25 protein-coding genes and 1 tRNA gene are annotated in these 25,965 nt (G+C 55.7%); 16 read left to right on the top strand and 10 right to left on the bottom strand.

Going from position 1 to position 25,965, the window contains the following annotated elements; all coding sequences use genetic code 11:
* Positions 1 to 117 precede the first annotated feature (117 nt).
* Positions 118 to 981, top strand: coding sequence for a YihY/virulence factor BrkB family protein (locus AC2FH8_RS02860; RefSeq protein ID WP_142633688.1), 864 nt, complete (start codon positions 118 to 120; stop codon positions 979 to 981).
* Between the two features lie 121 nt (positions 982 to 1,102).
* Positions 1,103 to 1,288, top strand: coding sequence for a hypothetical protein (locus AC2FH8_RS02855; protein ID WP_142633690.1), 186 nt, complete (start codon positions 1,103 to 1,105; stop codon positions 1,286 to 1,288).
* Between the two features lie 2 nt (positions 1,289 to 1,290).
* On the opposite strand, the gene AC2FH8_RS02850 is transcribed toward AC2FH8_RS02855, so the two are convergent.
* Positions 1,291 to 2,007: an RlmE family RNA methyltransferase gene (locus AC2FH8_RS02850; protein WP_142633692.1), complete on the bottom strand. Its 717-nt coding sequence runs from the start codon at positions 2,005 to 2,007 to the stop codon at positions 1,291 to 1,293.
* Complete coding sequence (locus AC2FH8_RS02845) at positions 2,007 to 3,119, bottom strand: Ppx/GppA phosphatase family protein (RefSeq protein WP_142633694.1); 1,113 nt, start codon at positions 3,117 to 3,119, stop codon at positions 2,007 to 2,009. The genes AC2FH8_RS02850 and AC2FH8_RS02845 overlap by 1 nt, the downstream gene beginning before the upstream one ends.
* 241 nt (positions 3,120 to 3,360) lie before the next feature.
* Between AC2FH8_RS02845 and AC2FH8_RS02840 the strand changes: the two genes are divergently transcribed.
* From AC2FH8_RS02840 to AC2FH8_RS02825, 4 genes are all read left to right on the top strand, one after another.
* Positions 3,361 to 3,657: a virulence factor gene (locus AC2FH8_RS02840; RefSeq protein ID WP_142633696.1), complete on the top strand. Its 297-nt coding sequence runs from the start codon at positions 3,361 to 3,363 to the stop codon at positions 3,655 to 3,657.
* A gap of 26 nt (positions 3,658 to 3,683) precedes the next feature.
* Complete coding sequence (locus AC2FH8_RS02835; RefSeq protein ID WP_496688221.1) at positions 3,684 to 4,610, top strand: methylenetetrahydrofolate reductase; 927 nt, start codon at positions 3,684 to 3,686, stop codon at positions 4,608 to 4,610.
* 9 nt (positions 4,611 to 4,619) lie between these two features.
* Positions 4,620 to 5,681 carry a methyltetrahydrofolate cobalamin methyltransferase gene (locus tag AC2FH8_RS02830; RefSeq protein ID WP_496688154.1) on the top strand — a complete coding sequence of 354 codons (1,062 nt, stop codon included), beginning with the start codon at positions 4,620 to 4,622 and terminating at the stop codon, positions 5,679 to 5,681.
* Positions 5,682 to 5,813: 132 nt separating this feature from the next.
* Positions 5,814 to 5,887: transfer RNA gene (locus AC2FH8_RS02825), tRNA-Gly, on the top strand.
* A 1-nt stretch (position 5,888) separates the two neighbouring features.
* Here AC2FH8_RS02825 and AC2FH8_RS02820 read toward each other — a convergent pair.
* Together AC2FH8_RS02820 and AC2FH8_RS02815 are read right to left on the bottom strand one after the other, a co-directional pair.
* Positions 5,889 to 6,746 (bottom strand): class I SAM-dependent methyltransferase, encoded by an 858-nt coding sequence (locus AC2FH8_RS02820; protein WP_496688152.1) that lies wholly within the window; start codon positions 6,744 to 6,746, stop codon positions 5,889 to 5,891.
* A gap of 24 nt (positions 6,747 to 6,770) precedes the next feature.
* Positions 6,771 to 8,816 carry an ASKHA domain-containing protein gene (locus AC2FH8_RS02815; RefSeq protein ID WP_496688150.1) on the bottom strand — a complete coding sequence of 682 codons (2,046 nt, stop codon included), beginning with the start codon at positions 8,814 to 8,816 and terminating at the stop codon, positions 6,771 to 6,773.
* A 217-nt stretch (positions 8,817 to 9,033) separates the two neighbouring features.
* On the opposite strand from AC2FH8_RS02815, the gene guaB reads away from it, so the two are divergent.
* The 3 genes from guaB (at position 9,034) to AC2FH8_RS02800 (ending at position 14,116) form a co-directional block, all read left to right on the top strand.
* The gene (guaB, locus tag AC2FH8_RS02810) at positions 9,034 to 10,482 is read left to right on the top strand and encodes an IMP dehydrogenase (RefSeq protein WP_496675678.1); all 1,449 of its coding nucleotides are present in this window, start codon (positions 9,034 to 9,036) and stop codon (positions 10,480 to 10,482) included.
* A gap of 78 nt (positions 10,483 to 10,560) precedes the next feature.
* On the top strand, positions 10,561 to 11,718 hold the full coding sequence (locus tag AC2FH8_RS02805) for an RsmB/NOP family class I SAM-dependent RNA methyltransferase (protein ID WP_496688148.1): 1,158 nt from the start codon (positions 10,561 to 10,563) through the stop codon (positions 11,716 to 11,718).
* A gap of 106 nt (positions 11,719 to 11,824) precedes the next feature.
* Positions 11,825 to 14,116 carry a hybrid sensor histidine kinase/response regulator gene (locus AC2FH8_RS02800; RefSeq protein ID WP_496688146.1) on the top strand — a complete coding sequence of 764 codons (2,292 nt, stop codon included), beginning with the start codon at positions 11,825 to 11,827 and terminating at the stop codon, positions 14,114 to 14,116.
* Between the two features lie 4 nt (positions 14,117 to 14,120).
* On the opposite strand, the gene AC2FH8_RS02795 is transcribed toward AC2FH8_RS02800, so the two are convergent.
* On the bottom strand, positions 14,121 to 14,714 hold the full coding sequence (locus tag AC2FH8_RS02795) for a sulfotransferase family 2 domain-containing protein (protein WP_281994593.1): 594 nt from the start codon (positions 14,712 to 14,714) through the stop codon (positions 14,121 to 14,123).
* A gap of 192 nt (positions 14,715 to 14,906) precedes the next feature.
* Here AC2FH8_RS02795 and recA point away from each other — a divergent pair, with 192 nt between their 5' ends.
* The 6 genes from recA to AC2FH8_RS02765 all read left to right on the top strand — a co-directional run bounded on the left by recA (position 14,907) and on the right by AC2FH8_RS02765 (position 21,043).
* Positions 14,907 to 15,971 carry a recombinase RecA gene (recA, locus tag AC2FH8_RS02790; RefSeq protein ID WP_142633714.1) on the top strand — a complete coding sequence of 355 codons (1,065 nt, stop codon included), beginning with the start codon at positions 14,907 to 14,909 and terminating at the stop codon, positions 15,969 to 15,971.
* A gap of 175 nt (positions 15,972 to 16,146) precedes the next feature.
* Positions 16,147 to 18,819: an alanine--tRNA ligase gene (alaS, locus tag AC2FH8_RS02785; RefSeq protein ID WP_496688143.1), complete on the top strand. Its 2,673-nt coding sequence runs from the start codon at positions 16,147 to 16,149 to the stop codon at positions 18,817 to 18,819.
* 4 nt (positions 18,820 to 18,823) lie between these two features.
* Positions 18,824 to 19,111: a DUF1330 domain-containing protein gene (locus tag AC2FH8_RS02780; protein ID WP_142633718.1), complete on the top strand. Its 288-nt coding sequence runs from the start codon at positions 18,824 to 18,826 to the stop codon at positions 19,109 to 19,111.
* Between the two features lie 316 nt (positions 19,112 to 19,427).
* Positions 19,428 to 20,102, top strand: coding sequence for a transglutaminase-like cysteine peptidase (locus AC2FH8_RS02775; RefSeq protein WP_496688141.1), 675 nt, complete (start codon positions 19,428 to 19,430; stop codon positions 20,100 to 20,102).
* Between the two features lie 124 nt (positions 20,103 to 20,226).
* Positions 20,227 to 20,670 carry a hypothetical protein gene (locus tag AC2FH8_RS02770; RefSeq protein WP_496688139.1) on the top strand — a complete coding sequence of 148 codons (444 nt, stop codon included), beginning with the start codon at positions 20,227 to 20,229 and terminating at the stop codon, positions 20,668 to 20,670.
* A 202-nt stretch (positions 20,671 to 20,872) separates the two neighbouring features.
* Positions 20,873 to 21,043, top strand: coding sequence for a hypothetical protein (locus tag AC2FH8_RS02765; protein ID WP_185956608.1), 171 nt, complete (start codon positions 20,873 to 20,875; stop codon positions 21,041 to 21,043).
* Between the two features lie 190 nt (positions 21,044 to 21,233).
* Here the strand turns inward: AC2FH8_RS02765 and typA are convergent, their stop codons facing one another.
* Both typA and AC2FH8_RS02755 read right to left on the bottom strand, forming a co-directional pair.
* Positions 21,234 to 23,051, bottom strand: coding sequence for a translational GTPase TypA (gene typA / locus AC2FH8_RS02760; protein WP_271947178.1), 1,818 nt, complete (start codon positions 23,049 to 23,051; stop codon positions 21,234 to 21,236).
* Between the two features lie 76 nt (positions 23,052 to 23,127).
* Positions 23,128 to 23,463 carry a DMT family transporter gene (locus AC2FH8_RS02755; RefSeq protein WP_142633723.1) on the bottom strand — a complete coding sequence of 112 codons (336 nt, stop codon included), beginning with the start codon at positions 23,461 to 23,463 and terminating at the stop codon, positions 23,128 to 23,130.
* Positions 23,464 to 23,638: 175 nt separating this feature from the next.
* Here AC2FH8_RS02755 and AC2FH8_RS02750 point away from each other — a divergent pair, with 175 nt between their 5' ends.
* The gene (locus tag AC2FH8_RS02750; protein ID WP_271947174.1) at positions 23,639 to 23,770 is read left to right on the top strand and encodes a hypothetical protein; all 132 of its coding nucleotides are present in this window, start codon (positions 23,639 to 23,641) and stop codon (positions 23,768 to 23,770) included.
* A gap of 54 nt (positions 23,771 to 23,824) precedes the next feature.
* Here AC2FH8_RS02750 and AC2FH8_RS02745 read toward each other — a convergent pair whose 3' ends face one another.
* Genes AC2FH8_RS02745 through AC2FH8_RS02735 form a run of 3 tightly spaced genes read right to left on the bottom strand, consistent with a single transcriptional unit; the run spans position 23,825 to position 25,877 of the window.
* Entirely contained in the window at positions 23,825 to 24,982 is a 1,158-nt protein-coding gene (locus AC2FH8_RS02745; RefSeq protein WP_496688137.1) for an HD domain-containing protein, read from the bottom strand.
* Positions 24,979 to 25,224 carry a hypothetical protein gene (locus tag AC2FH8_RS02740; RefSeq protein WP_142633727.1) on the bottom strand — a complete coding sequence of 82 codons (246 nt, stop codon included), beginning with the start codon at positions 25,222 to 25,224 and terminating at the stop codon, positions 24,979 to 24,981. The genes AC2FH8_RS02745 and AC2FH8_RS02740 overlap by 4 nt, the downstream gene beginning before the upstream one ends.
* On the bottom strand, positions 25,224 to 25,877 hold the full coding sequence (locus AC2FH8_RS02735; RefSeq protein WP_142633729.1) for an alpha/beta hydrolase: 654 nt from the start codon (positions 25,875 to 25,877) through the stop codon (positions 25,224 to 25,226). Before AC2FH8_RS02735 ends, AC2FH8_RS02740 begins: the two co-directional genes overlap by 1 nt.
* Positions 25,878 to 25,965 lie beyond the last annotated feature (88 nt).

Below are 25,965 nucleotides of genomic sequence, written 5' to 3'. Positions count from 1 at the left end.
CGATCCTGCACGGGACAAAGGGATTATGCAATGCAACCAAACATTTGGAGTTGGTTAATTGCGTCCAGTCGGGTTTTGCCGGTTCTGGTTCGAATACAGTCAGGGTAGAGTTTTCGGATGACGACAAGTTTGATTCCCCTGACTGGAAGAGTAATTCGAGCCCTTTGGCTGGCCTTGGGTCGATTTGGGGCCAAAAACGGCATGGTCATGAGCAGCCACGTTGCCATGTCCCTGATGCTGGCCCTGTTTCCGTTTGTTCTGTTCACTGTAGCACTGGCTGGTACGCTGTCTCAGGATTATGTCACGGACGAGCTGATCGAACTGATCTTTGGCGCCTGGCCAAAAGATGTCGCCGGCCCGATTGTGGGAGAGTTGCGCTCGGTCCTGGCGGAATCAGGTTCGGGGGTAATCACCCTGGGCGGTTTGCTGGCCATTTTCTTTGCCTCAAACGGCGTAGTTGCGGTGCGGGCAGCCATGAATCAGGCCTATCATGATCATGACGCCTGGCCATTCTGGAAGACACGCTTGCTGTGCCTGGGATTGGTGATTGTTGGCGGGGCGGCCATTCTGGCCATCGCCGCCGTCGAAGTCGTCTTGCCGGTCTACACGCGCCTCGTGTCCGAAAAAACTGACGTCAACGTATCAGACTGGTTGTCTGTGGATCGATTGCGTTGGACCTTTACCGTGGCGGTTCCTGCGGGCACGGTTATCGTTGCACATCTTGTGCTGCCGACGCGCCGCCATCGGCTGTGGCAGATCCTTCCGGGCGTTGTTCTGACACTCGCTCTGTGGGCGATGGGCGGTTGGGGCTTTTCGATCTATATCGGACAGTTCGCCTCGTACAGCGCTACTTATGCTGGTCTTGCGGGGGCGATGGCTGCGTTGATTTTCCTGTATCTATGCGCGGCCATCCTGATTCTGGGCGCTGAATTCAACGGCGCGCTGATGGATTTGCAGGATCAAAGTAACGGACAAACCTGAAGGGCAGGGTGGCTGGGGCTGTAAAATAGCAATTCAAAGCCCGGTTTGCGTCATGAAATCGGCACTTTTCTTACCAAAACTGCATGGGACTGTGACCCCATACGCATCAAGGTGAGGCCTCATGACCAAACTGCCCGAAAGCGCGAAATCGCAAAATCCATCGTCGCTGACCCGGCGGATTGAAGAATTACGGGCCAAACCGGCGACGGATATCAGTCACGGTGAGGCATTGTTGTTGCAAGGAAACGCAATATCTTCGCTGCGTGAACAGCGCCTTGCGCGTTCTCTGGCTGACTTCGCAGATTAACTTCAGCCGCGAAATCCTGTTGCCACAACGAATTTTTCCGAACTGTCGGCGCGGGATGCCGGTGGTTTAACATGCGCTACCTTGTCAAACTTCTGTTTCAGAATCTTCTGCAGATCCCCTTCGGCTCCTCCGGCCAGAACCTTGGCGACAAATGTGCCGCCCTGTTCAAGCACATCAAAGGCGAAATAGGCGGCGGTTTCGCACAAGGCCATGATCCGCAAATGGTCGGTTTGTTTATGCCCCGAGGACGCAGCAGCCATATCTGACATCACCACGTCAGCTTTGCCACCCAACCAGTCTTTGACCTTCTGGTCGGCATCGTCCTCCATAAAGTCCAACTGGTGAACCTCGGACCCGGCCACCGGTTCGACCTCTTGTATGTCGACACCCAGAACAGTGCCGATTTTCTTACCGCTTTTCTCACCCAATGCATTAACGCGCTGGACCGCAACCTGCAGCCAGCCGCCTGGGGCGCAACCCAGATCGACGATGCGCGCACCTGGAACCAGGAAGCGAAATTTATCGTCCAGTTCCAATATCTTGAAAGCCGCACGCCCACGATAGCCTTCGACCTGCGCGCGCTTGACATAGGGGTCATTCAGCTGACGTTCCAACCACCGGGTCGAGCTGATTTTGCGCCCGCGGGCGGTTTTGACCTTAACCTTCAGGTCGCGCTGCCCGCGGCCCGAATTGTTTTTGCCAGTAGGTGTCTTCGCCATCAGAACGGTCCGTCTTCCAATACACCGTCCGCGCTCATCTGCGCATAAAGCAGGCCTTCGCGCAGCCCCCGGTCCGCCACTGAAAGACGGTCGGTTGGCCAACATCGTAACAAAGCCTGCAATATGGCCGAGCCGGACATGATCAGGGCCTGGCGGTCATCGCCGATACGCGGATCTCTCCGCCGCCCCAGTGGGCCGAGTTCTAGATACCCGCGTATCACTTTGTCAATCTGATCGCTTGTCATGCGCAAACCGTCTACCTTGGTCCGGTCATACCGCTTCAATCCCAGATGTGAGGCTGCGACTGTCGTAACCGTGCCACTGGTGCCGACGATCTGAAAACCTTCGCGGGCTTGTTCATCCTTATAAGGCGCAAAATCGGCCAAGTTTTCTTCGAAAAACCAGCTCATCAAAGCAAACCGCGCCGCATCATCTTCGACATCATGGAACTGATCGCGCAGCGTCGCAACGCCGAGGGGAACACTGATCCAATCCACAACCTTGGCTGCAGGAAACGGGCTGTCTGTTGTATGAAATCCATTATGCAGACGCATAATCGCCGCCGGGCGATCCCGACGCGGAAGCGAGGATATGTCGATCCAGACAAGCTCTGTCGAACCGCCGCCAATATCCACAACCAACAACTGTTCTGTCTTAGTGGACACCAGCGGGGCACAGGATATTACGGCCAGACGCGCTTCTTCCTCGGGCTGGATGATCTCAAGCGTCAACCCGGTTTCACCCTTTACCTGGCGAATGAATTCACGTGAATTTTTTGCACGGCGACAAGCCTCGGTTGCGACTAGACGCATGCGCTTGACCTTGTTGCGTTTCAGCTTTTGCTGGCAAATGCGCAACGCCTGAATGGTGCGCGCCATCGACGACCGAGACAAACGCCCCGTCCGCTCTAAGCCCGCGCCCAACTGCACGGATTTAGAGAAACTGTCCACCACATGAAACCCGCTGCCCTTGGGCTGGGCAATTAACATGCGACAGCTATTTGTTCCCAAATCCAGCGCGGCATAAAGCGCATCAGGATCGGGTCTTGCCGGCGCGGGGCTTTCGACCGCCTTCGGGAACGCGCCCGCACCTTTGGGACGCTTGGGCGCCATCTTCAACGCCCTCCGATTTACGAGTTACCCCGACCATAGGTCGGCCTTTTGGTTCGTGCAAGATACTCATTAAAGTGATGAGAATTTTGAGGTGAGGTTTACAGGAACAATTCGTTACAAGCCGTGTATCCCGTTGTAGGTGAAAACGTCGTTTGAAATGCGCCTTGTGTCGAAAATCGACCGACCTGCGACCACATTGAAGTTTAGAACCGGTCCATCTGGTTAGGAGGAATCAAAGCAGATGCCTGACGTCACCATCGTATACTGGCGCGACATTCCCGCCCAAGTCATCGTCGGCAAGGGCCGCCGGGGCGCAAAACGGCAGTTGGAAGAACGGTTCGAGCAAGCCATTGACCGCGCCGCCATGAAGGTGAACGCCAAGGACAGCGATGCCTATCTGGCCGAATGGCGCAAGGCCGCGCCTTTCGCGGTTGAGGGCGATCCGTCCGAAATTGCCGAACAGCAGGCTGTGCGTTTGGAAACGGAATATGATCAGGACCGTATCAAGGCTCTGATCGCCAATGACGGTTGGGCATGAGCTCGAAATCTATATGGGAGGCCGCTATGGCTTTGCTGAACTTCAAGAAACGTGATGCCGCCGAAAACGGTCCGGTAAATCCAACCGTCGAAGCCTTCCTGCAGGGCTATTCGATTGAGGTGATGCCGCGCACCGCCGAGAAGGTCGAGGATTTTCGCGCTTTGTTGCCTGAAGGCACACGCGTCTATATTGCCCATATCGAAGGCACTCCGATCGAAGACATGGTCAAGACCGCCAAGCGCATCGCGGCGGACGGCTATCCTGTTATGCCGCATTTCCCGGCGCGGATCATTAAAGACACGGCGACGCTGGAAAACTGGATTTCTATGTACCAGGGTGAAGCAGGTGTGGATCAGGCGCTGTTGCTGGCCGGTGGTGTCGCGAATCCTCATGGTGATTTCGACAGCTCGATGCAGCTGCTGGAATCCGGCCTGTTCGACAAAGCGGGCTTCAAGCGTCTGCACGTCGCTGGCCACCCCGAGGGCAACAAGGACATCGATCCCGACGGCTCGACCAAGAATGTCGATGACGCGCTACGCTGGAAACAGAAGTTCTCTGAGACCACGGATGCCGAAATGGCGCTGGCCACTCAGTTTGCCTTTGACGCCAAGCCGATCATCGCCTGGGCCGACAGCCTGAAAGAGGCGGGGATCGACATTCCGGTGCATATCGGGATCGCGGGTCCGGCCAAGCTGCAAACGCTGATCAAATTCGCCATCGCTTGCGGCGTTGGCCCGTCACTGAAGGTCCTGCAAAAGCGCGCCTTGGACGTGTCCAAGCTGCTGCTGCCTTATGAGCCCACGGATGTGATCACCGAGCTGGCCAACCACAAAGCGGCCAACCCGGATTTCAACATCACAAACGTACACTTCTTCCCGCTTGGCGGCATCAAGACCAACGCCAACTGGGCCATCAACAACGGCGGCGCTTCGGCAAAGCCTGTAACCTCCTAAGGATCGGACATGACCCGTACAGTCGTAGAATCAAAAACAAAAACCGCCGTCCTGGGCTTTGACGAACCGTTCTGCGTGATCGGTGAGCGGATCAACCCGACAGGCCGCAAGAAACTGGCGGCGGAACTGGAAGCAGGCGATTTTTCGACCGTTGAAAAGGACGCCCTCGCGCAGGTTGCCGCTGGCGCGACCGTTCTGGATATCAACGCGGGCGTTGTCTACAACTCGAACCCCAACCCGAACGAGACCGAACCGCCGCTGATGCGCAAGATCGTCGAAATGGTGCAGGGGCTGGTGGATGTTCCGCTGTGCGTCGATTCCTCGGTTCCCGGTGCTTTGGAGGCCGGTCTTGAGGCGGCAGAGGGCCGTCCGCTGCTGAACTCGGTCACCGGCGAAGAAGATCGTCTGGAACTGGTTTTGCCGCTGGTCAAAAAATATAATGTCCCTGTGGTGGCGATCTCAAATGACGATACGGGGATTTCGGAAGATCCCGATGTGCGGTTCGAAGTGGCCAAAAAGATTGTCGAACGGGCCGCTGATTTCGGGATCCCGGCCCATGACATCGTGGTCGATCCACTGGTGATGCCTATCGGCGCAATGGCAACTGCCGGTCAGCAGGTGTTTGCTCTGGTTCGTCGTTTGCGTGAGGAACTGGGCGTGAACACCACTTGCGGGGCGTCCAATGTCTCGTTCGGTCTGCCGAACCGCCATGGTATCAACAACGCCTTCCTGCCAATGGCTATGGGCGCCGGCATGACCTCGGCGATCATGAACCCCGTTGCCTTGCCGGTTGGTCCCAAGAAGCTGGCCGAGAAGAAGGCTGAGGTTGAAGCAAAGGGCATCATCCTGCCGGCGGACATGGATGATGAGACCTTCTGCCAGCTGTTTGGCATGGGTTCGACCTTGCCGCGCGCCGGTAAAGAGATGGAGGCCATCCGCGCCGCCAACTTGCTGACCAATAACGATCCGCATGGCGGGGCTTGGATCAAATTCAACAAAGCCCCCAGCGAAGCCGGTGCTGAAGGGGCTGGAGGTGGTCGTCGCGGCGGTGGCCGTCGTCGCCGCGCATAAACGTTATAAAACAACATTCTGGCCGGATCTTTTGATCCGGCCTTTTTTGTCTTCGCCGTCGCAAATAGCCTGACGGTTTGGATCAAAACCGCTTGAACCTGATCTTGTACCGGTGATATTCAGCTAGCAGTGGCGGGTATGATGTAATGGTAGCCTGTCAGCTTCCCAAGCTGAACGCGCGGGTTCGATTCCCGCTACCCGCTCCATTCAGTTCGATCGACGCGCTTGGTACAGGTTTATCACCGCCGGGATGTGCAGGCCGGTTTCGGATGTGAACTGGGCGAATTCCTGACAGACCTCGTGCTGGATTGCTGCTGCGTCCTGTTCGGTGCCTTCGAAATGCGCGATGGTTCGCGCGGCGGGGCCGACGTGGGTGCACAAAGCGGCTATTTCCTCTGACCCGCCAGCGCCGGGCAGGTTTACGGAGATGGCTTGGGCCTGAATGTCCGACAGCCCCGCCTGTTGCATCATGCCGGTGACGTGATCCAGATCGTGAAACGCCAGCGGACCCGGCGCATAACGATCTACCCGAGGCGGCTGCCCAAGGCGTTTTACCGCAGCAATATGGGGTATTTTGAACCACGGGTTGTCATCCAATGGCCCCCAAGCTGCAAATGTCATCTGCCCGCCGGGTTTAAGTGCGCGGGCGATATTGGCGAATGCAGCAACCGTATCGTCAAAGAACATCACGCCGAACCGTGAAATCGCGGAGTCCAACTGATTGGCAGGAAACCCGAATATCTGCGCGTCAGCATGTTGGAAGCTGATGTTGCTCAGCCCGTTTTCCGAGGCTCGGGCGCTGGCACGATCAAGAAACGCTTGCGATATATCGGCGGCCAGAACATCGCCATCCGGCCCGACCAATCGCGCGGCTGCAAGAGAGCTTTCGCCAGTGCCACAGCCGATGTCGAGCACATGCATTCCTAGTTTAAGCTGGGCATTCTCCAGCACAAGGTCCAGAACCGAAGCCATCAGTTGATCCAACTGATCCTGATATGTCAGCCATTTGGCCCCGGATTCGGATTTTCCCCAGTATTCTGCCTGTTCCTCATTCACCGACTGCATCGTACCCCTCCGTTGTTGCCGCGACTATGACCTCCGGCGACGGCGGCGGCCAGAGTTTTCCTGATCTCCACCACCGGTGTTGAACGAGGGCGAGGGCAGGGTCGTCACTTTGGCCAATTCCGGGAATGGATCCGTCTTATGGGGGATCGCGTTCGCTGCCACGAAATGATCCTGAAACTTGGGCTCGATGGCGGTTTCAACCTTGGTGATTTCGCGCACTACGCGTTCAATCTCACTCCGCGATCCGATATTGCACAGTGCGATCCGAGCACCTGTACCGGCGGCGTTGCCCGCGCTTGAGACCTTGTTCAAGGGCGCATCCGGGATCATTCCCAGAACCATGGCATGTTTGGTCGAGATATGCGCGCCGAAGGCACCAGCAAGAACAATGCGGTCGACAGTATCCACGTTCATTTCGTCCATCAAAAGCCGCGCGCCTGCATAAAGCGCGGATTTCGCCAGTTGAATCGCGCGAATATCGCCCTGAGTGACTGTGATACGTGGGCCGCCTTCGGCGCTTGCGTCGTGGATCAGATAGGAATGGGTGCGCCCCTCGGGGACGTTGCGTGATGTGCCCGTTTGTTCTGCGGATCCGATCAAGCCGCTTTCATCCAGCAAACCCGCCATACGCATTTCCGCCACGGCTTCAATAATGCCTGATCCACAGATGCCACTGATGCCAGTGGTTGCGATGTCTTGATCAAAACCCTCTTCATCCGACCATTTCTCGGACCCGATGACGCGAAAACGGGGTTCTTTAGTGACAGGATCAATCTCGATCCGTTCAATCGCACCGGGGGCGGCACGCTGACCAGAGCTAATCTGCGCGCCTTCAAAGGCCGGGCCGGTCGGTGAGGAGCACGCCAGAACCCGGCTGGTATTGCCCAGCAAAATCTCGGCATTGGTGCCTACATCTACGATCAGAACCAGATCTTCGGATTTGCCGGGCTCTTCCGACAAGGCAACCGCCGCACAATCCGCACCCACATGACCCGCAATGCAGGGCAGGATGTAGACCTGCGCACGTGGGTTCATGTTGGTCAGATCCATCTCGCGCGCGGGCAAAGACATGCTTTCGGACGTAGCCAAGGCAAAGGGCGCTTGGCCCAGCTCGACCGGATCCAGCCCAAGCAGCAGATGGTGCATGACCGGGTTACAGACGAACACCGTTTCGACAATCAGGTTAGCGTCAATCCCGGCCTCATCCGCGATGGAAGTTGTCAGATCGTTTATCGCTTCGCGAACGGCTCGGGTCATCTCTTTGTCGCCGCCGGGGTTCATCATCGAATAGGACACGCGGCTCATCAGGTCTTCGCCAAAGCGGATTTGGGGGTTCATAAGGCCCGAAGATGCCTTGACCTCGCCTGTGTCCAGATCGGTCAGGTGAGCTGCAATCGTGGTAGAGCCGAGGTCGATGGCCAGACCGAAAAGTCCGTTCTCGTGCAATCCAGGCCAGATTTCCACGATCCGTGCGACATCGTCCTTGTGACCTTTGTGCACCGCTACGGTGACCTCCCACTTACCCTTGCGCAATATAGGCTGCAGTTTGGACAACAAGGAAAGATCAGCGGTTACGGCGTCGACGTTCCATTGCTCGCGCAGCGCGCGTTCCAGACGTTCCAGATCGCCGGTTGGTGAATGCATGTCGGGTTCTTCTACCGCAACAAAATACAGCCGGGTGGCCGGATCCATTGTGATGGTGCGTGCTGTGGCGGCCTTGCGTACGACCTGACGGTGCACCTGGCTTTCTGGTGGCACGTCGATCACCACATCCCCCTGAACCGTGGCCTGACATCCAAGACGGCGGCCGGGTTTCAATCCGCGCTTGTCGTCATAGCGCTGTTCAACCGCGTTCCATTCGCTTAGTGCACCGTCGGCTACGGTCACGCCGTGCTTGGGAAACTCGCCATAGCTTGGCGTGATCTGGCATTTCGAACAAATCCCGCGTCCACCGCAAACGGAATCCAGATCCACACCCAGTTGCCGTGCCGCAGTCAGAACCGGAGTGCCTACGGGAAAGTGCCCGCGTTTGCCCGATGGGGTAAAGACAACAAGAGGGTCGGTGGTCATGATTGGCCTGCCTTTTATATTCGCGCCTATGTCGGGCAAGATATGGTTTTGTACGCAAAGGGAAAGGCCATTCAGCGGCACGTTTTGTGTGCGTTGCGTCGTTTTTTGCCGCAGCACCGACCAGCAGGTAAAAACTAGTTTATGTCGGGGGCTTTTCCTTAGATGCAATCCATGCAATAGGGTCACCGTCAAACGGGCTTTTGCATGGGGTTAACAGATGCAGATTCGTGAGGCACTCACCTTTGACGACGTTCTTCTGGTTCCGGGCGCATCTTCTGTGCTGCCGGCCACGGCGGATACGACCACGCGCGTGACGCGGGAAATCACCATGAACATCCCACTGCTCAGCTCGGCGATGGACACGGTGACCGAGGCGCGCATGGCCATCGCCATGGCGCAGGCGGGTGGCATCGGCGTGGTTCACAAGAATCTGACGGTGGATGAACAGGCCCGCGAAGTGCGCCGGGTCAAACGGTTTGAATCCGGTATTGTTTACAACCCGGTGACACTGCGGGTGGATCAGACGCTGGCGGACGCCAACGCGTTGGTGCAGCGTTATAACTTCACCGGCTTTCCCGTGGTGGACGAAGAAGGCCGCGTGGTCGGTATTCTGACCAACCGTGATATGCGTTTTGCGACCTCGGATGATACGCCGGTTCACGCGATGATGACCTCGGACAATCTGGCGATGCTTCAGGAACCCGCCGATCTGGAAGAGGCCAAAAGCCTGATGCGCGCGCGTCGGATCGAAAAGCTTCTGGTTGTGGACGGGGCGGGCAAGCTGACGGGTCTGCTGACTTTAAAAGATACCGAACAGGCGGTGCTGAACCCAACGGCCTGCAAAGACCGGTTGGGGCGTCTGCGAGTCGCGGCAGCGACGTCGGTTGGAGACTCTGGTTTCGAACGATCCGAACAACTGGTGGATTCCGGTGTCGACATTATCGTTGTAGACACCGCTCATGGGCATTCTCAAGGGGTGCTGGACGCGGTGAAGCGGGTCAAGACCCTGTCGAACGAGGTGCAGATCATTGCCGGTAACGTCGCCACTGGGGACGCAACCAAGGCGCTGATCGACGCAGGCGCGGATGCCATCAAGGTGGGGATAGGGCCGGGTTCGATCTGTACTACGCGGATGGTTGCCGGTGTGGGCGTGCCGCAGCTGACTGCGATCATGGATTGCGCCGCGGCCGCCGGCGATGTGCCGGTTATCGCAGATGGTGGTATCAAATTCTCGGGCGATTTTGCCAAGGCGATTGCTGCGGGTGCGTCCTGTGCCATGGTTGGCTCAATGATCGCCGGAACAGATGAAAGCCCGGGCGAAGTGATCCTGTATCAGGGCCGGTCGTTCAAATCTTATCGCGGCATGGGCAGCCTAGGCGCGATGGCACGTGGCTCTGCGGATCGCTATTTCCAGAAGGATGCCGCCAGCGACAAGCTGGTGCCCGAAGGGATCGAAGGGCAGGTGCCTTACAAGGGCTCGGCCAGCGCGGTTGTGCATCAACTGGTCGGCGGCCTGCGCGCAGCCATGGGTTATACCGGCTGCGCCACGGTCGAAGAGATGCGAAAGAACTGCAACTTCGTCAGAATCACAGGGGCTGGCCTGAAGGAGAGCCATGTGCATGACGTGCAAATCACACGCGAAAGCCCGAATTATCGAGTGATGTAAATTGCCGGAACCTGAACTGCGGCGCCCCGGCGAGGGCGCCGCTTTGCGTTTTTGCCCTGCACCATATCGGAGAATAAAATGACCCCCGCCGCACGTGTTCAGGCCTCCATCGAAATTCTTGATCAGATTCTTTCGGGTGCCCCGGTCGAAAAGGCCCTGACCGGTTGGGCGCGGCGCAGCCGTTTCGCCGGTTCCAAAGACAGGGCTGCTATTCGCGACCATGTGTTTGGTGCTTTGCGGTGCAAAAGGTCATTTGCAGCGGCAGGTGGGACGGAAACCGGTAGGGGTTTGATGATTGGCGCGATGCGCATGCAAGAAGTCGATCTGGATCAGATATTCAATGGCGAAGGGTACGCACCAGCCAGTTTGGAAGAACACGAACAGGCTAAACCATGTGAATCCGACGCCCAGAAATACGACATACCGGAATGGCTTTGGCCAACCTTTCAAGAGTCTTTGGGTGATTTGACCCTTCCAGTGGCCGAGGCATTGCGAGCTCGGGCCCCGGTTCATTTGCGGGTCAATCTGATTAAGTCGAGTGTCGATCAGGCGGTCTCGGTCTTGCTGGCGGACGGCATCCAAGCGAGGCCACATCCCGCTTGTTCGACCGCACTCGAAGTTGTCGAGGGCGAGCGGAAAATCTCAGGAAGCCGCGCCTATACTGATGGGTTGGTCGAACTGCAGGATGCGGCGAGCCAGGCCGTAGTTGAATCATTGGACCTAAACCCCGGAATGCGGGTTCTGGACTATTGTTCCGGTGGTGGCGGCAAAGCCTTGGCCTTGGCCGCGCATCACGGTGTAGATGTTTTCGCGCATGACGTTAATGCGGCGCGAATGCGTGATTTGCCCGCCCGGGCCGAAAGAGCGGGTGCACAGATAACGCTCCTGACCAATGACGAGATCTCTGCGCAGGCGCCATTCGACATTGTGCTGACGGATGCCCCCTGTTCAGGCAGCGGATCCTGGCGTCGCGCCCCGGCGGGAAAATGGTCTCTTACACAAGATGGACTGAATCGGCTTACGGAAACGCAGCGGACGATCCTTGATGATGTCGCGCTTTTGGTGGGGCCAGCGGGTGTTCTTGCCTATGCAACATGTTCCATGCTCGAGGTCGAAAACGGTGCATTGGTCGATGCGTTCGTGGCGGCGCACTCCGAATGGACCGAGAAGTTTCGCAAAACGTGGTATGTATCACACGGTACTGACGGGTTTTTCACGTCACACTTGACGCGGTAGTTGACGGACAAATAGCAACCTAAAGGAGAATTGCTCACTTTGTTAATTAAGTGGGCGTTAACCCTTTTGCGTTGGGTTACACCTAGCCCGGCAAGTTGAGTATTTAATGTCCGATACCGCAGATTTCTATTCTGATCCAAAGTTACGAAATTCACCAAGCGGTTTGCGTCTAGCACCATTGGTTGCGCTAGGGGTGTTGCTCTCACTGCTGCCGCTGGCAGGAATCATTCCCCAAGCCTGGAATCTCGGCCTTGTGGTGGCAGGTGTGTCTTTGCTTGCTGCATCACTGTTGGTCGTGGTGAGGGCGCTGATTTCCGACGACTCGGTACGTCGTGAGCTTAGGGTTATGGAGGTTTTTGCCGAAGAAGAGCTGTACCCCTGCGCGATTGCCAATGCACAGGGTGATGTTCTGATTTGCAATTCTCATGCCCGGGCTCAGCTCCATGTTTTTCCCGGCAACCGGCTGGATGAAGGTCTAAAGTCTATTTTTGCGAACCCGTCGGCAATTTTGCTGCGCCTACAGTCTTTGGCCGAGATCCATGGCCGTGCAAGAGAAGACGTTGTCACTTTAGAGACAACCGTACCGATTTCTGTTCTCGGTGTTGGGAAAAACTTTTTCTTTTGGCGGTTTCATCTGGATGGAACAGGTCAGTGGGATGCTGTGCCTGTGCCCATTTTGACCGAAGGCAGAAACGGAGCATTGCTGCGGATCAACGGGGCGGCGGAACAAATCCTGGGGCAACGACCCGACAACCTTGCACAGGTTCTGACTGGCGCGCAGCCCGAATTGGGTGAGGTTGTGCAGGTACAGACGGCACAGGGGCCAATTCCGGCTACGATGGCCGAACTGTCTCGGTCGGGAACCACGCGCGATCTGCTTGTTCTACCGCTCGATCGTGCACAGGAAAGTGGAATTGGCGCGTCATTTGTGGATCTTCCGGTCCCGGTAATGACCCTGTCTCCCGACGGGAGCATCCTTGAGGCCAACAGGCTGGCAACGCGTCTTGTCGGAAACATAGAGCCCGGAGAATCCAATGTTGTGCATATCATGCATGGTCTGGGATATCCGGTTCTGGATTGGCTGACGCAGGCTTCAAATGAGGGCGCCGTTCCACGATCTGAATTCCTGAGGCTGACACGGGAAGACCGCGAGATATTCGTACAGGTCACATTGAAACGTGTGCTGAGCGAGGGAGAAGTCAGACTGATTGCGGTTCTGAATGATGCTACCGAACTCAAGACTTTAGAAGCGCAATTTGTGCAGGGACAAAAAATGCAGGCCGTTGGCCAACTGGCTGGCGGTGTAGCGCATGATTTCAACAATTTGCTAACGGCGATTTCCGGACATTGCGATCTTCTGCTTTTGCGGCACGACCAGAATGACCCTGACTACGGGGATCTTGTACAAATCAATCAGAACGCAAACCGTGCTGCAGCTTTGGTGAGCCAACTGCTGGCCTTTTCGCGCAAACAGACTTTGCAGCCGGAAATCCTGGATCTCAGAGATACGATCTCAGACCTTATTCATCTGCTAAATCGTCTGGTCGGAGAAAAGATTAAGCTGACACTCAGCCACGATCCCGTTCTGAAAGCGGTTCGTGCGGATAAACGCCAGCTAGAGCAGGTGTTGATGAATCTTGTCGTAAATGCCCGCGATGCAATGCCTGAAGGTGGTGAGGTCAGGATCGAAACCGAAGTGGTCGTGCTGACAGAACGCTTCACAAGGGATCGCGCTACGGTAAAACCTGGTGAATACGTCACCGTCAAAGTCATTGATAGCGGTACGGGGATTGCCCCCGATAAGCTACAGAAAGTGTTCGAGCCTTTCTTTACAACCAAACGCACGGGTGAGGGGACAGGTTTGGGCCTGTCGACTGTCTACGGAATTGTAAAGCAAACCGGCGGTTTTATTTTTGTCGACAGCATTCAGGGGAGAGGGACCGAGTTTATTATGTACCTGCCGGTTTCAACCGCCCCCAAAAAAACCGAGGCAGCGCCTGCGCAATCCCCTGAGAAACCAACGGTTCGCCAGGGTGAGGGTGTCGTGCTGCTGGTCGAAGACGAAGCCCCGGTTCGGGCCTTCGCGACCCGCGCACTGAGGTTGAAAGGCTACACTGTGCTCGAGGCCGATTCGGGAGAAGAGGCTCTAAGGCTTCTCGAAGATGGCACATTGAATGTTGACGCATTCGTCACCGATGTGGTCATGCCCGGATTGGATGGTCCGACCTGGGTTCGTATCGCTAAGCAGAACAGGCCAGATGTCCGGGTCATATTCATGTCTGGATACACAGAGGGTGCGTTTGGCGATTCCGGACCAGAGATTTCCGATTCAACTTTCCTGCCCAAACCATTTTCACTAAACCAACTGACCGAAGCTGTTTTTCAGCAGATCAATTAGGGTTTCAAAGTGCCGAGGCGTGGCAATCGAATTCCGCGGAGTGGGTATTGCGGAACTTGGTCAATGTCTCTGCACCCAGTGTTAGGTCTCGTGTGGGTGACACGTTTTCGCGTTGCAGCCGGATATCCATATTCAAGCGGTTTTGCAGGAAATCGAGAATTTTGTCCTGGTTTTCATATTTGAAGACATGGGTGGCGCCACGCCCGTTGTTGCGGGTGCGAAAAAATTGGCTTTGACTGCCGACATCGGCGAATTCAGGTCGGGGTGTGCGCATATAGGCCTGGACGAAATCATCAAAGCTCAGGTCATGTGTTGAATGCGGGTGGTCAAGACGCTCTTGGCGGCCGCGAAACCTATACCAACTGCCTAGCCAATCGACCGGTTCACGAACAACCGCCATGATTTCCATCTCAGTATCGTACATTTTACGGAAAATGTTCTGGAAAAACCGATCATACCGGCGGACAGGTGCGTGTTTCAGATCTGGCGGATCGGTGACAACCAGATCGGCACGGTCCCGCAAAGCCGTATGATAAGCGGTGCTGCCGGTTTTTGGGACAGCCAGAAACGCAAGGCGTTCTTCATAAAAAACAAGCATTTATTCGTCCATCGGCAGTAATTATCTCCAGCGCAGATTGGCGTAAACGACTCCTTAATACAATTACAGAACAGTAAGTAATGTAAGTTTTAGTTGAAATGTTCTCTTTTTGGTCCCATAAGGAACAAGAGGCGAACAAAGCAGCGATTGCCGCCCGTTCAAGGGTGTGACAAAAGGGAAGGCGACAGGACAATGGCGGATCTTCTGACGATGAGCGACAAGAAAAACGCAGATAAGCAAAAGGCGCTCGACAGCGCGCTGGCACAGATCGAACGGCAGTTCGGCAAAGGCTCGATCATGAAGCTGGGCGAGGATTCCAAGCAGGACATCGACGCCAGTTCGACCGGATCGCTGGGTCTGGATATCGCTCTGGGAATCGGCGGCCTGCCGATGGGCCGGATCGTAGAAATCTATGGCCCGGAAAGTTCAGGCAAAACAACGCTGACACTGCACTGCATCGCAGAACAGCAGAAACATGGCGGTGTATGCGCATTTGTCGATGCGGAACATGCGTTGGACCCGCAATATGCGCGCAAACTGGGCGTCGATCTGGACGAGTTGCTGATTTCGCAACCTGACACTGGCGAACAGGCGCTTGAGATTACCGATACGCTGGTCCGTTCGGGCGCGGTGAACATGGTCGTGGTTGACTCGGTCGCGGCGCTGACGCCAAAATCTGAACTCGAAGGCGATATGGGCGACAGCAGCGTTGGTGTGCAGGCCCGGCTGATGAGCCAGGCAATGCGTAAACTGACGGGTTCGATCAGCCGCTCGAACTGTATGGTGATCTTCATCAACCAAATCCGGATGAAAATCGGCGTGATGTTCGGCAGCCCGGAAACCACCACCGGTGGTAACGCCCTGAAATTCTACAGCTCGGTCCGTTTGGATATTCGTCGGATCGGTGCGATCAAGGACCGGGATGAGGTTGTTGGCAACCAGACCCGTGTGAAGGTCGTTAAAAACAAAGTGGCACCGCCCTTCAAGCAAGTTGAATTCGACATCATGTATGGCGAAGGCATCAGTAAAATGGGCGAGCTGCTGGATCTGGGCGTCAAGGCCGGTGTGGTCGAGAAGTCGGGCTCATGGTTCAGCTATGGTGATGAGCGGATCGGGCAGGGGCGTGAGAATGCCAAGCAGTATCTGCGCGACAACAACCGCATCGCGTTTGAGATCGAGGACAAGATTCGCGCGGCACATGGGCTGGAATTCGATGTGCCGCCCGGCGCGGAAGAGGATGATATCCTCGAGGCATAAGTGGTTCGGGAAGAAAGCGATTTTCGCTGCTCTTTCCTAAGAACGAACCATATTCCGAACAAGGCGGTCCGTCGGGGCCGCCTTGTTCCGTTCTGCGACGCTCGCCTGTGGACTATCCCGGGGGAGGCGGATAAACCCTTTTTGAAACAAACTGATCGCGCGCCGAGAGAGCCCTATGTCAACGTTGAACGAAATCCGATCGACCTTTTTGAACTACTTTGCCAAACAGGGGCACGAAGTAGTGGCATCCAGTCCCCTGGTGCCACGCAACGACCCGACATTGATGTTCGTCAACTCGGGTATGGTGCAGTTCAAAAACCTGTTCACCGGGGTCGAAACCCGTGACTATCAGCGCGCGACGACAGCACAGAAATGTGTTCGGGCCGGTGGCAAGCACAACGACTTGGACAATGTCGGCTATACTGCGCGTCACCACACATTCTTTGAGATGTTGGGCAATTTTTCGTTCGGCGATTACTTCAAGCCCGAAGCAATTCCATTCGCATGGGAATTGATCACCAAAGAATTCGGGGTCGATAAAAACCGCCTTCTGACAACGGTTTACCACACCGATGACGAAGCGTTCGAGATGTGGAAGAAGGTGGGCGTTCCCGAAGATCGGATCATCCGTATCGCAACCAGTGACAATTTCTGGCAGATGGGTCCGACCGGCCCGTGCGGTCCCTGCACCGAGATTTTCTACGACCACGGGGATCATATCTGGGGCGGCCCTCCGGGTTCACCTGAGGAAGACGGTGATCGGTTCATCGAGATCTGGAACATCGTTTTCATGCAGAACGAACAGTTCGAAGACGGCTCGATGGTCGAGCTCGACATGCAGTCAATCGACACCGGGATGGGGCTGGAGCGGATTGGTGCCCTGTTGCAAGGAAGCCATGACAATTACGACACCGATCTGTTCAAGACCCTAATCGAGGCCTCGGCGAGTGCCACCAATGTCGATCCTTATGGGGATCAGAACGTACATCACCGCGTGATTGCGGATCACCTGCGGTCGACCTCGTTCCTGATTGCAGACGGGGTAATGCCCAGCAATGACGGGCGCGGCTATGTGCTGCGGCGGATCATGCGTCGTGCGATGCGGCATGCACATCTGTTGGGTGCGAAGGATCCGGTGATGTATCAGCTGGTACCGACATTGGTCCAACTGATGGGTGCCCAGTACACCGAACTTGGCCAGGCTCAGTCGCTGATCGAAGAGACGCTGTTGCTGGAAGAAACCCGCTTTAAGCAAACATTGGATCGCGGCCTGAAGTTGTTGGATGACGAGGTCTCTGACCTGCCAGAGGGTGCGGCACTGTCTGGAGAAGCCGCTTTCAAGCTGTATGATACATATGGTTTTCCGCTTGATCTGACGCAGGATGCACTGCGTGAGAAGGGCCGGACGGTTGATACCGACGGGTTTGATACGGCGATGGCCGAGCAAAAGGCCAAGGCACGCGCTGCCTGGGCTGGATCGGGGGAAGCAGCGGATCAAGCCGTTTGGTTTGACGTTCTGGATATTGCGGGCGCTACGGATTTTCTTGGATACGATACAGAAAAGGCTGAAGGACAGGTCGCGGCAATGGTCGTGGATGGCGCTTTGGTCGACAAGATCGAGACAGGTTGTTCCGGCTGGGTCGTTGTGAACCAAACCCCGTTTTATGGTGAATCCGGTGGTCAGATAGGCGACACCGGCGAAATTCGTCGTCTGGAAGAGCGTGATGATGTCGCGCGGGTCGAGGACACCCGGAAATTTGCGGATGGCAAAATCTATGCGCATCGGGTCAGGGTCGATCACGGTACCTTGTCCAAGGGAGACGCAGTTGAGCTTGAGGTAGACCATGTTCGCCGCACCGCCATCCGGGCCAACCATTCGGCCACACATTTGCTGCACGAAGCATTGCGGGAAACATTGGGTGACCACGTTGCGCAGCGTGGTTCTTTGAATGCGGCTGACCGGCTGCGGTTCGACTTTAGCCACGCGAAGGCGATGAGCCCCGAGGAAATTCGGCAAGTTGAACGCTCGGTCAACGCTTTCATCCGCCAGAACTCGACCGTCGAGACCCGGATCATGACACCGGATGATGCCCGGGAACTGGGTGCGCAGGCCCTTTTCGGTGAGAAATATGGCGACGAAGTTCGCGTGGTTTCGATGGGCAAAGCGCCAACCGGCAAAGGCCAGGATGGTGAGACCTGGTCGATCGAACTGTGTGGTGGAACGCATGTTCGCCAGACCGGTGATATTGGCGCGCTTGTTGTATTGGGGGATAGCGCCAGCAGTGCCGGTGTCCGGCGGATCGAAGCGCTTACCGGTGACGAAGCCATGGTTTACCTGACCGAACAGGACCAACGTTTGGGGCAGATCGCATCTGAACTGAAAGCGCAACCGGATGACGTTGTATCTCGTGTCAAAGCTCTGTTGGATGAACGTAAATCCCTTCAAAATGAAGTTGCGCAGCTGCGCCGCGATCTCGCGATGGCTGGTGGTTCGGGGCAGGGCGGTAGCGCTGAGGCCAAAACGGTAAACGGTATCTCGTTCCTGGCTCAGTCCCTTACTGGCGTATCTGGCAAGGACTTACCCGCGCTGATCGACGAACACAAAAGCCGACTTGGATCGGGTGCTGTGTTGCTGATAGCGGATACGGGCGGCAAAGCAGCCGTCGCGGCCGGTGTCACAGCTGATCTGACGGATGCAATCTCGGCCGTGGATCTGGTTCGGGCGGCGGTTGCTGAACTTGGTGGAAAAGGTGGCGGTGGACGCCCTGATATGGCGCAAGGTGGTGGCAAGGACGCTTCGAATGCTGATGCCGCGATCAAGGCTGCAGAGAATATTCTTGGAGGTTAACAAAATGTCCGCACTTTGGATTGCACATGTCAGTGTTACTGACGCCGAATCCTATGGAAAATATGCCGAGCTCGCCGGGCCAGCGATTGCCAAACACGGTGGTGCGTTTATCGCGCGTGCTGCGCGATACGTGCAGTTGGAAGGCAAAGAACGGCCGCGCAACGTTGTCGCCAAATTCCCCTCATTGGAAGCCGCTGTAGAGTGTTATAATTCGGTGGAATATCAGCAAGCACTGGATCACGCGCGTGGTGCAAGTGAGCGGGAATTGGTGGTCGTAGAGATCACAGATTAGAATCACCCCGTGCGATCAGGGATTTAATACCCCTGTCAGCTTATTCATTGGGCGGTTTTCAGCCAAAAGATGGCCGCCCAATTATGACGTTGCGGCAAGCGTCGACCTGAAGTCCCATAAATTTTTTATTTACAAGTAGTTAGCGGGTCTTGATGTCGGGCCTGCCAAGGGGTTCGTGTTTCGAATGTGGCGAGCAGCGCCAGATTCTTACCCAAAAATGCCATTTTCAATGACGGAATTCCGCCTCTTTTAGTTGCAAGATTTGAGACAGATTGCACAATTAGGCGTGTTTACCGATAGTTTCGGAAAACGGAATATGGTCCTGTTTTGCGGCAATCGCGGGGAAAACACGGATCGAGGGACAGGCATGGCGACCATGGGTACGGAATTTAGGGCCGTTAATGCGCGGATCTGGACTGGTTTTGGTAGAACTTTAGGAATCCTCGCATTGGCGTTGGGGTCCTCGGTTATGGCACCAGATGCGCAAGCGCGGGAAGGCAACTTTATCCGCACAGTCGCATCTTCGCCCCCGCCGTCTGGAGCGCGGCAACTGTGCCGTCAATACTCTTGGGCATGTTCCAGCAAGGCTTCGAATTCAATGTCGAGCCAGCAAGAGATGCAGATCATCAAAAAGGTCAACCGGCAGGTAAACGCAACCACCCGCTCGGTTACTGACCAAGCCCAATATAGAACTCGGGAACGTTGGGCGCTGCCGACTTCGCGCGGTGGGGATTGCGAAGACTTTGCTCTGCTGAAGAAAAGGGATCTTATCCGTGCGGGCGTCGATCCGAGCAAACTTTTGATCGCAACTGTTCTGGATACGCAGCGAAATTCTCATGCGGTTTTGGTTTATCGCTCGGCCAGTGGCGATCTGGTTCTGGATAACTTGACCAACCGCATCAAACCCTGGTCGGCGACGCGATATCTGTTTCTGCGGATGCAGGACCCACGGCGGCCCAGTAAATGGGTCGGGGTCTTCGGCAGAAGCTGAGGAAAGCTAATCTCAGCTGGTTAGAATGCGAAAATGGCGAAGCTGTTGCTTCGCCATTTTCTGTAGTGCCTAAATTTGCTTACTTGGGGTTGCCCGGATTGTTGGTACCGTTCGGGTTCTGAGATTGGCCGCCTGGATTGGTTCCGTCGCTATGGCCAGAACGGTTGCCCTTGGGTCCACCGTCACCACCTTCGCCGCCGTCGCCACCTTCGCCGCCGTCACCACCTTCGCCGCCGTCGCCACCTTCGCCGCCGTCGCCACCTTCGCCGCCGTCACCACCTTCGCCGCCGTCACCACCTTCGCCGCCGTCACCACCTTCGCCGCCGTCGCCACCGTCGCCGCCGTCGCCACCTTCGCCGCCGTCGCCGCCGTCGCCACCTTCGCCGCCGTCGCCGCCGTCGCCACCTTCGCCGCCGTCACCACCGTCGTCATCATCGTTGCCGTCACCATTGCCGCCACCGCCGCCGCGGGTATCACCGCCGCCGCCACCGCCGCCGGTACCACCGCCGCCGCCACCGCCGCCGCCGGAACCACCACCGCCATTTTCATCAGCAGCGCCGTCTCCTGATCGTTGCTCATTTCCGAGAATAGATGCGGTTGGAAAGTCAGTCAGAACTGCTGCAAAAGCTGGGCAACTCTCCAATGTACGGGACAAGATGTCCTCGAAATCTGAGCGTCGCTGCAAATAGCGCAGCATCCGGGCGTCTACAACAGAACATGCACAAAGCGTTTCAGTCGATACCGACTGTTTGGCTGTTCGTATTGTACACATGTCTGAAGCTGAAGCGGATACAGCTGAAATAACTGGGAACGTTGCTGAAACAAATACTATTGAAAGTAAGCGAGACTTAATGCGCATGGCGCTACTCCTTGATACTCATTACTCAAAACTTGGCAGGCAAACAGGTGCCATACTTTGGACACAAATACATCCCTTTTGAGCCAGAATTACAAGTTTCCTAAAATTGTGAATGTTAAAAGTGAAACAACTTAAAGAGGAAAGTGTAGGTAAAACAAAAAGAAGGCCCGCTTTGAGAGCGAGCCTTCCAGGATGGGCCTTAATACGCGTGTGCGCAAATATGTCACGATTGTGTTATTGTTTCCAATCTGTGAACTGCATCACTGCAATGATCAGGCGGATCTTGCCATACGCTTGCGCTCGTGCGGATCCAGAAAGCGTTTGCGCAGACGGATTGCGTTCGGGGTCACTTCGACAAGTTCGTCATCGTCGATATAGGCGATCGCCTCTTCCAACGAGAACTGAATATGGGGTGTCAGGCGCACAGCGTCATCCGATCCGCTGGCCCGGACGTTGGTCAGCTTTTTCCCCTTCAGCGGGTTAACCTCAAGATCGTTGTCGCGCGAATGCTCGCCGATAACCATACCCTGATATACATCGGTCTGAGGGCCAACAAACATGCGGCCACGCTCTTCGAGGTTCCAAAGGGCATAGGCAACTGCCTGTCCGTTCTCCATCGAGATCAGAACGCCTGCGCGGCGGCCCGGAATTTGTCCTTTATGCGGTGCCCAGTCGTGGAACACACGGTTCAAAACGCCAGTACCGCGTGTATCTGTCAGGAATTCACCGTGATAACCGATCAACCCGCGTGACGGCACATGGGCGATGATGCGGGTTTTGCCTGTACCAGCAGGCCGCATCTCGGCCAGTTCACCTTTGCGGACACCTGTTATCTTTTCAATGACCGAGCCGGAATACTCGTCGTCCACGTCAATGGTGACTTCTTCGATGGGCTCCAGGCGCTGACCGTCTTCTTCGCGGAACAGGACCTGTGGGCGAGAGATACTCAGCTCGAACCCTTCGCGGCGCATGTTTTCGATCAGAACACCCATCTGCAATTCGCCGCGTCCCGCAACTTCGAAGGCCTCACCGCCCGGAGTGTCGGTAATGCGAATGGCGACGTTTGATTCTGCTTCTTTCATCAAACGGTCGCGAATGACACGGGACTGAACCTTTTTACCGTCTCGGCCGGCAAGGGGCGAATCGTTGATACCAAAGGTCACTGTGATGGTCGGCGGGTCGATCGGCTGCGCAGGCAGAGCGTCTTCGACTTGTGGGGCAACAAGCGAATCTGCCACGGTCGCTTTGCTCATACCTGCGATGGTGACGATATCGCCCGCCTCGGCCACATCAATGGGTTGCTGCCCCAAACCGCGGAAAGCCAGGATTTTAGAGGCGCGAAAGTTCTCGATAAGTGTTCCGTCCCGGCTGAGCGCCTTGAGGGTGTCACCTGCCTTGAGCGTACCACTTTCGACACGGCCAGTCAGAATGCGGCCGATGAACGGGTCGCTGCCCAGTGTCGTGGCAAGCATCCGGAAGGGTTCGTCCTTGCGTTCGATCTGTTTGGGAGCAGGGACGTGGTCAACGATCAGGTCGAACAGTGCTGACAGATCCTTGCGGGGTCCTTCCAGCTCCATATCTGCCCAGCCCGACCGGCCTGAGGCGTACATTGAAGGGAAATCAAGCTGATCGTCATCCGCACCGAGGTTTGCGAACAGATCAAAGCATTCGTCCAGCGCACGGTCTGGTTCGGCGTCGGGTTTGTCGACTTTGTTCAGCACCACAATCGGACGCAGACCCAGCGCCAGCGCCTTGGAGGTCACGAATTTGGTCTGCGGCATTGGACCTTCGGCAGCATCGACCAGCAGGACAACGCCGTCGACCATGCTAAGGATGCGTTCAACCTCTCCGCCGAAATCGGCGTGGCCCGGTGTATCGACGATATTGATCCGCGTGCCTTTCCACTCCACCGAAGTGGCCTTTGCAAGGATGGTGATACCACGCTCACGCTCGAGGTCATTGCTGTCCATGGCGCGTTCTGCGACAGCCTGATTTTCCCGGAACGCACCGGATTGTTTTAGCAGCTCATCGACCAGCGTTGTTTTGCCGTGGTCCACGTGAGCGATGATTGCGATATTGCGCAGGTCCATGAGAGGTCAGCCTTTGAACGGGAAGTTGACGCGCGCATAACGCGGCTCGGCGAAATATGCCAGCCCTAACCGATCGTCAGTGTCCTGCTGTACCGGAAAAGAGGTGTATGATTAGTATTCCACCCAAAATCATGCTGAGTCCAGCTATCCCGGGTAAATCCAACCTCTGACCAAAGACAATGAAACCGATGATGGCAATCAGCACGATTCCAAGACCGGACCAGATCGCATAGACGATACCAACCGGCATGTATTTGAGCGTGAGGGCCATCAGATAAAAGGCAATTCCATAGCCAACAACCACAAGCACTGACGGCCAGAACCGGCTGAATTGCTGGCTGGCCTGAAGTGCAGTTGTACCAATCGTTTCGGCAACAACTGCCAACAGCAGTAGAAGATATGCTTTGGGCACGGGGGTCTCGCATTCAATAAGGTTGCATTGGGTTGAGCACGAAATGACCGATACCCGCAAGCGATAGCAGGAGTTTACTGGCATCCGTCAGGGGTCAGGATTACCCGACTATGTGGACTTTCGGCAATGTTATACTTTGTCCGCGTTTTATCGTGTTTTTTTTATGAGTATCGCCATGACGAAATTTGCAAAATACGTCATCGCTCTTTCGGCACTTATTGTTGCGCTTGGGTGGCTTGCTGGCGGGGGGTCCGTCGAAACAAAAGCAGCCCGAAATGTTGAGCGATTGATTGGTACATCGGTTTAAGCGACTGCCGAATACAGGAAAAAGGGGTGTTATGCTCCTTTTTCCGCTGTGTTTTCAGCCTTCTGCAGTCTCAGAAAAGTAACCCCGAAGCAACGGATCCAGCCATGCCCACAGGGCTGGTGCACCGGGAATAATCACCGTGCCGACACGGCTGTGGATTTGCTCGTATGTGACGTTGTAATCAATCCAGGAACCGCCTCCTGTCTCGAGGTTGCCAACCGGGGTTTGGAAGCGATCAATCGCTTTGGCGAAACAGGCATCGGGGCTTTCGGCCTGTTCAAACTCCTGCCAGATCGACATGAATTCTTGATTTTGGACCTCTGGGAGAATTCCAAACAACCTTTGCGCCGCAGCAAGTTCCTCGGCGGCTTGTGCCGCGTGGTCGACCTGCCCATGAATTGGGTGATCACCGGCGTCAATTTCAACAATGTCGTGCAGCAAAAGCATCCTGAGGGCGCGGTTCACAGAAACGGAAGGGGCTGCATATTCGGACAGGACCCAGGCAAAAAGCATGATGTGCCAGGAATGTTCGGCTGAATTCTCAAACCGGTCATCATAGAGCAGACGAGATGCGCGCTGAACCGATTTGAGTTGGTCAGTTTCGGACAAGAAACCCAAACGCAAAGAAAGCTCGGAGGTTTCGAGTTTGCCTCCATTCAGCAGTGCTTGGGCAAGATTATATGCGTCCGGGAAAGCTTGTTGCAGATAGGCAGCGCGACCACGTTTTAGGTTGTCATTCACGACAGCTAAATGCTCTGGGTTTGGCCGTTCTGCACACAGCACCTGAAACATCGGTTGCGACCGATCCAGAATCTTGGCGAATTTCGCGTCCGGAGTGGTGTCGGCCTCGAATTCTTGCCACAGAGCCAGAAACGTCGTGGCCTGATCCGCAGGCAGCATGCCAAACAGCTCTTCAGCAGCTGTTTGTTCCGCCAATTCCAGTGCTTTCCAATCTGTTTTCAAGTGAATTGGGTGATCGCCTACGATGATTTCGACCAGATCATGCAGCAGTAGCATTTTGATCACGCGGTCGATATTTACGTCTGACCCGGCAAGCGGTTCCAAAACCAGGGCCCAAAGCGCCAGTTGCCAACTATGCTCAGCCGCGTTCTCTGGGCGGGACTGATCCAACAAGGCGTTGGCGCGATTGACAGATTTCAGCCTGTCCGCGCGTTTAAGGAAGTCGATTTGCGCGGACAATCTTTGCGTCATTGTTTTTCTATAGCTTTCAGTTTTGACCGATGTTCGGTCAATTTCTCGACGACAAACTTGCGGGCCTTACGTTCGGCCATCCGGACACGGATCTCGGTCAGGAATGCTTCTTCCAATGTTTGTGAGGACGCCCCGATCACTTCGCCAACTTCCATGAAGAAGCGGTCGTTACCGGTTTCGTCCATCACTTTCATTGTGTCTTCGGCCAGCTTGGAAGCAAGCCTGATGATCGTGTCGGACATTAGCGCGTGTTCTCTGTCAGCCGCCGTTTCACATAGTCACTTACATCAGTGATCAGCGTATCCATGTGGCGATCCTGAAAGAAGTGGTCAGCACCCTCAACTTCGTTATGGGTGATTGTGATGCCCTTCTGTTCATGCAGCTTGTTAACCAATGCAGTGGTGTCTGCAGGCGGGGCTACCCGATCAGAGGATCCGTTGATAATCAGACCCGAAGAGGGGCAGGGCGCCAGGAACGAGAAATCATACATGTTGGCTGGCGGAGAAACGCTGATGAAACCGGTAATCTCAGGGCGGCGCATAAGCAGTTGCATCCCGATCCAGGCTCCGAACGAGAACCCTGCGACCCAGCAGTGTTTCGAATTGTTGTTCATCGACTGCAGGTAGTCCAGTGCCGATGCCGCATCACTCAGCTCGCCTACGCCCTGGTCATATTCTCCCTGGCTGCGGCCAACACCGCGGAAGTTGAACCGCAAGACAGTGAAACCCATGTTGTAGAACGCATAGTGCAGATTATAGACCACCTTGTTGTTCATGGTCCCGCCAAATTGAGGATGCGGGTGCAACACGATGGCGATCGGTGCGTCTTTTTCCTTTTGCGGGTGGTAGCGGCCTTCCAGGCGGCCTTCGGGTCCGGGAAAAATCACCTCGGGCATGTGTGCATAGGTCCTGTCTTTTTCTTCTGGGTGTCCGGAAATACTTGACGATAATCGTCGGACACCTTAGAACGGTTCTAATTGTGAT

The organism is Ruegeria sp. CDSC025 (assembly GCF_059610805.1).
The sequence above is the reverse complement of the archived record's forward strand: the minus strand, read 5'-3'. Positions and strand labels throughout refer to the sequence as shown.